The organism is Streptomyces solincola (genome assembly GCF_002982015.1).
In the GTDB taxonomy this organism is placed as follows: Bacteria; Actinomycetota; Actinomycetes; order Streptomycetales; family Streptomycetaceae; genus Streptomyces; species Streptomyces solincola.
In genome coordinates this window covers 1-5,387 of sequence record NZ_PVLV01000130.1, presented here as the reverse complement: position 1 = coordinate 5,387, position 5,387 = coordinate 1, and the positions used below count along the sequence as shown (strand labels likewise).

Genomic DNA, 5,387 nt, shown 5'->3' with positions numbered 1-5,387 from the left:
CCGCCCCCGGAGGCGACACCACGACCAGGTCCTCGTGCAGCAGCCCGCCCCCGCCCTGACCACGGTCGAGCTGCTGCACGAGGACCTGGTCGTGGTGTCGCCTCCGGGGGCGGAGGGGCATGTGCCGGGCCGGCCGATGCGGATCGCGGACCTGGAGGGGCGGCCGCTGGTGATGTTCCGGCACGGCTACGACCTGCGGGAGCTGACCGTGGCGGCCTGCCGGACCGAGGGCTTCGAGCCGTCGTTCACGGTGGAGGGCGGCGAGATGGACGCGGTGCTGGGCTTCGTCCGGGCCGGTCTGGGCGTGGCGGTGGTGCCGAGCATGGTGGCGACCCGGGCCGGCCGGGACCTGCGGGTGACCGCGCTGGCCCCGCCCGGGCTGCGGCGCACCATCGGGCTGGCGCACCGCAGCGACGTGGCCCCGCCGCGCGCCGCCCGCGAGCTGATGCGGGTGCTGCTGCGGACGCTGCCGGGCGGCGCGGCGCGCGACCGCGAGGCGTGAGCGGGGCGCGGCCGGGGACGGTCACACGGCGTCGGCCAGCAGCAGGGAGTGGATGCGGTCGGGGGCGCCGGGGCGGGCGTAGTACCAGCCCTGGGCGGTGTCGCAGCCCAGTTCGCGGAGCTGCTCGGCCTGCGCGCCGGTCTCGACGCCTTCGACGGTGACCGTGAGCTGGAGGCTGTGCGCGAGCGAGACGATGCCCTCGACGATCTTCAGGTCCACCGGGTCGACCGGGTGGGTCTGCATGCCCTGGGTGAAGGAGCGGTCCAGCTTCAGGACGCTGACGGGGAGGCGCCGCAGGTTGGCGAGGTTGGAGTAGCCGGTGCCGAAGTCGTCCAGGGCGATGTCGACGCCCATCTCGGCCAACTGGCGCAGCGGCTTGAGCAGGTCCTCGTCCGCGCCGATCAGGGCGGACTCGGTGACCTCCAGGCAGAGCGCCCCGGGGTCCAGGCCGGAACGTTCCAGCACGTCGACGGTGTCGGCGACCAGCCCGGGGTGGTGGAGCTGGGTCGGCGAGAGGTTGACGTTGATCCGCAGGGGGCCGCCGTCGGAGTGGCTGCGGTTCCAGAAGCGGGCCTGGCGCACCGCCTCCTGGAGCACCCAGCGGCCGAGCGGGACGATCAGCCCGGTGTGCTCGGCCAGCGGGATGAACCGGTCGGGCCCGAGCACCCCGTGCTGGGGGTGGCACCAGCGCACCAGGGCCTCCGCGCCGTGCACGGTGCCGTCGCCGAGGTGGACCAGCGGCTGGTACTCGATGAAGAACTCGCCGCGCTCCAGGGCGGCGGGCAGCGCGGTGGTGAGCCCGTGCCGGGTGATGGCGCGGGCGTCGGCCTCCGGGTCGGCGCGCTCGTAGCGGTTGCCGCCGGCCGACTTGGCCCGGTACATGGTGATGTCGGCGCTGCGCAGCACCTCGGCGGGGCTGCGCTCGCCGCCGGCCGGGCCCTCGACGAGGCCGATGCTGCCCCGGACGGTCAGTTCGCGGCCGTCCAGCCGGATGGGCACGGAGAGCACCGACAGGATGCGCCGGGCCAGCTCGCCGGTCTCGTCGTCCTGGCCGACGGGGCGGGTGGTGAGCGCCACGAACTCGTCGCCGCCGAGCCGGGCGACCATCTCGCCGGGCCGGGTGGCGCAGCTCTGCAACCGGTCGGCGACCTCCACCAGGAGCCGGTCGCCGGCGGAGTGGCCGAGGCTGTCGTTGATCGCCTTGAAGCCGTCCAGGTCCAGGTAGCACAGGCCGAATCGGGCGTCGCCGCCGGCAGCGGCCAGCGCCTTGTCCAGGCGCTCGAAGAACAGGGTGCGGTTGGGCAGGCCGGTGAGGGCGTCGTGGGTGGCCTCGTAGCGCAGCCGCAGGTTGAGCAGCCGGCGTTCGGTGGTGTCCTCCATCAGGGCCAACTGGTACTGCGGCCGCCCCTCGGCGTCCCGCAGCAGGGAGACGGACAGGTTGGTCCACAGGGCCGTGCCGTCGCCGCGGTAGTACGGCTTCTCCACGCGGAAGTTCTCGCGCTCGCCGCGGATCAGCTCGCCGTACATCCGCCAGACCTGCGGGCCGTCCTCGGGGTGCACCCAGTCGGTGACGTTGCGGTTGCGCAGGTGGTGCTCCAGGCCGCCGAACATCCGGGTGAGGGTGCCGTTGACCTCCAGGATGTTGCCGTCCAGGTCGGCGATGCCGATGCCGACGGCGGCCCCGTCGAAGACCGCGCGGAACCGGGCCTCGGTGGCGTGCAGCGCCTCTTCGGCGGCGGCGCGGGCGGCGAGCGCCGAGCGGGCGATGGCCTCCTGCTCGGTGAGGGTGCGCTGGCGCAGCCCGCGGGCGAAGCCGGCGGCCAGCGCGTGTTGCAGCCGGGCGCAGCGGGCGCGCAGCTCCTCGGCCGGTTCCGCACCGGGGCGGCCGCAGTAGAGCACCAGGTAGGAGTCGACCACTCCGAGGGTGCGGCTGAGCGCGTCGGGGTCCGTGCAGTGGGCGTCCACCAGGGCGGCGCCGACCCGGTGCGCCGGCTGGGTGTCGAAGGGGCGACGGTGCAGGGCGCCGCTCAGCTCCCGCACCCAGGGCAGCAGGTGCCCCTCGAACTCCGGCCGGGTCAGGGAGGTGGCGGTGACCGGGAAGATGGCCCGGCTCCAGATGGTGGCGAAGCGGCGGATCCGGTCCTCCAGGACGAGGTCCGGGTCCGCCGGTTCCTCCGGCTCCGCGCCGGAGCCTGAGGGTCGTGCGGGCATGCTCACGCCTTGCGCCCCACCCCTGCGAACCCTGAGAAGGCATAGGGGTCCTCCTGCTCGACCGGGGTCTCCGGGCGCCACTCGGGCAGCTTGACCAGGCCGGGGGCGACCAGCTCGAAGCCGTCGAAGAACCGGGCGACCTCGTCCTTGGGCCGCATCACCAGGGGGTTGCGGATGTCCCGGTAGACGCCGACGGCGCCGCCGACGGTCTCCTGGGGCAGCGGCATCGTCTCGTACGAGGCGTGGGTGAGGATCAGCAGGCTGCCGGAGGGGAGCGCGTCGCGCAGCTCGGCGACGGCGCGGTGCGGCTCGTCCTGCTCCTCGACGAAGTGCAGCACCGACACCAGCAGCAGGGCCACCGGCCGGTCGAGGTCGAGCAGCCGGGCGGCCTGCGGGCTGCCGAGGACGTCGGCCGGCTTGCGCAGGTCGGCGGCGACCACGGCGGCGGCGGCGTTGCCGGCGAGGACGGCCTCGCTGTGCGCGACGGCGACCGGGTCGTGATCCACGTACAGCACCCGGGCGTCGGGGCTGGCGGCCTGGGCGACCTCGTGGACGTTGCCGAAGGTCGGGATGCCGGAGCCGATGTCGAGGAACTGGGTGACGCCCTCGTCCACCGCGAAGCGCACGGCGCGCCGCATGAACGCCCGGTTGGACTGCATCACCTTGGGCAGGCCCGGCACGAACTCCATCGCCTTGCGGGCGGCCTCGCGGTCCACCTCGAAGTTGTGCGAACCGCCCAGGTAGTAGTCGTAGATCCGGGACACGCTCGGTACCGATATGTCGATGCCGGACGGGGCCCAGGCGGGACGCTCCATCGTTCTCTCCCACAGGTCGCCATGGCCACAAGGCCGCGTATGTGGCCGGGTGTTCGAGCCGAGGCTACTGATCGCCCGCCAAGAGGGCGAGAGGAAACGGAAATTAGGGATCCGTTCTTGGTCACACGTCCCGGTCCCAGACCGGTGGCACGTGCGATCCTCCGGTGCCGGGGCCCGCCCGCCACAGACACCATGCCACCGCCCGGGCGCCGCGGGCGATCCTCCCGCGGCGCCCGGGCGGTGGCGCCGGGGGCCGGCGGCGCGACGGGACGCACGGCGCGCAGGGCGCCCGAGACGCGCAGGACGCCCTATCGGGCGGGCTGCCGCGGCGGAGAGCGGAGGCGGCGGCGGCCGGACGGCCGACGCGGGCGGGGCGGGCACGCCGACCGGCCCGTCCGCCGCGGGTGCGGGGACGGGCCGGCGGGTCCCGGCCGGGGCGCGGCCGGGACGGCGGGGCCCGGCCTTCCCTCCAGGCCCCGCGTGGTCGGAAGCGCGCGTGGGGACTCTACTTGGACGCTCCGACCAACTTTCCCTGCGGTGAGACCGCCCACCAGGTGCCGCCCACGCCCTGGCCGTTGGTGTCGCCGGGCTTCTTGTCGCCGGCGAAGGTGTACAGCGGCCAGCAGTCCATGGTCTGCTGCTTCAGCCCGTCGGGGCGGGCGAAGGTGACGTTGCCCTTGGTGGAGACGCCTTCGGTGTCGTTCTTGTCCACCGGGGCGACGACCGGCCACTTCTTCAGGCACGCGCCGGTGCAGGCGGTCTTCATGGGCCAGGCCGAGTCCTTCTGGAAGCGGTAGACCGTCATCCCGGCCCGGTCCACCACGATCTCGCCCAGATCGGGGTCCGTGCGCACGGAGAGGCCCGGGAGGTCGGCCGGGGCCGCCTCGGCGTCCTCGCCGGCGCCCGCCTCGCCCTCCTCGGCGTCCCCGGCGCTGCCCGAACCGGCCTCCGGCGCGGCCTTCTTGCCGTCCGGGGCCGCCGCGTACCAGGTGCCGCCGACGCCCTGGCCCTTGACGTCGCCGGGCTGGGTGTCCTTGGCGTAGCGGTACACCGGCCAGCCGTCGACGGTGAGCTGCTTGACGCCGTCGGCGCGGGTCACCTCGCCCAGCAGGGCGGCGTCCACGCCGGCCGGGGCCTTGGCGCCCTCGGCGGCGACCACCGGCCAGGCCGTGGCGCAGTCGCCCTCGCAGGCCGACTTGGGCGGGTTGGCCGAGTCCTTGTCGAACCGGTAGAGCGTGCGCCCCTCAGCGTCGGTGAGCACCTCGCCCAGCTTGGCGTCCTCGGCGACGGCCAACTGGCCGGCCGGGGCGGCCTCGGTCTTGGCCCCGCCGGCGGAGCCGTAGCCGGAGCCGTAGCCGCCGGCGTTGTCGGCGGGCGCGCCGGCCGGGGCGGCCGCGCCGACGGAGCCCGCGGGCGCCTGGCCGCCGTCGTCCTGGCCGCACGCCGTCGTCAGCGTCAGTACGGCCGCCGCGGTGAGCGCGAGCGAGGCGTTCCGCCAGGTGTTCATGTGCAACTCCCGTGTGGTGAGGGTACGTTGGCGACGCCCGGGCGTGCCGTTCATGGCCTTGAGTACGGGCCGGGCGGCTTCGCGCGTTCAACGCCCGGCCGACTTTTTCCGGGCGACCGGCAAGCCGCCGGCGCCTCCGGGTACCTCCATCAGGGGAATGGAGGGCGGTTCGGCTGCCGGGGACGCACCCGCCCGCCCATGCTCGTCGGCGTGTATGCCTCCCATGCCGGCCGTGTCCTCGCCGCGACCGCCCTCGGCTGCCTGCTCGCGGTCCCGGCGCCCGCGGCGGCGGACAGTTGCGCGATCGCCCATATCGGTCCGGGCGGACCGGAGCACGCGGTGGCGGTCGCGG

General features: G+C 74.8%; 4 protein-coding genes. 1 reads left to right on the top strand and 3 read right to left on the bottom strand.

What is annotated here, in order from left to right; translation table 11 throughout:
- Positions 1–502, top strand: a 502-nt coding sequence (locus tag C6N75_RS10685) for a LysR family transcriptional regulator substrate-binding protein (protein ID WP_146132541.1), incomplete at its 5' end; no start/stop codon positions are given.
- Between the two features lie 21 nt (positions 503–523).
- On the opposite strand, the gene C6N75_RS10680 is transcribed toward C6N75_RS10685, so the two are convergent.
- From C6N75_RS10680 to C6N75_RS10670, 3 genes are all read right to left on the bottom strand, one after another.
- Positions 524–2,719, bottom strand: a complete 2,196-nt coding sequence (locus C6N75_RS10680; RefSeq protein WP_105868633.1) for a putative bifunctional diguanylate cyclase/phosphodiesterase — start codon at positions 2,717–2,719, stop codon at positions 524–526.
- Complete coding sequence (locus C6N75_RS10675) at positions 2,716–3,528, bottom strand: SAM-dependent methyltransferase (RefSeq protein WP_105868632.1); 813 nt, start codon at positions 3,526–3,528, stop codon at positions 2,716–2,718. Before C6N75_RS10675 ends, C6N75_RS10680 begins: the two co-directional genes overlap by 4 nt.
- Positions 3,529–4,033: 505 nt before the next feature.
- On the bottom strand, positions 4,034–5,035 hold the full coding sequence (locus tag C6N75_RS10670) for an SCO0930 family lipoprotein (RefSeq protein WP_105868631.1): 1,002 nt from the start codon (positions 5,033–5,035) through the stop codon (positions 4,034–4,036).
- Between the last annotated feature and the right edge of the window lie 352 nt (positions 5,036–5,387).

Excerpts from the sequence above, each read along its gene's own strand:
- C6N75_RS10675 (WP_105868632.1), bottom strand. The coding sequence starts at position 3,528 with ATGGAGCGTCCCGCCTGGGCCCCGTCCGGCATCGACATATCGGTACCG.
- C6N75_RS10670 (WP_105868631.1), bottom strand. The coding sequence starts at position 5,035 with ATGAACACCTGGCGGAACGCCTCGCTCGCGCTCACCGCGGCGGCCGTA.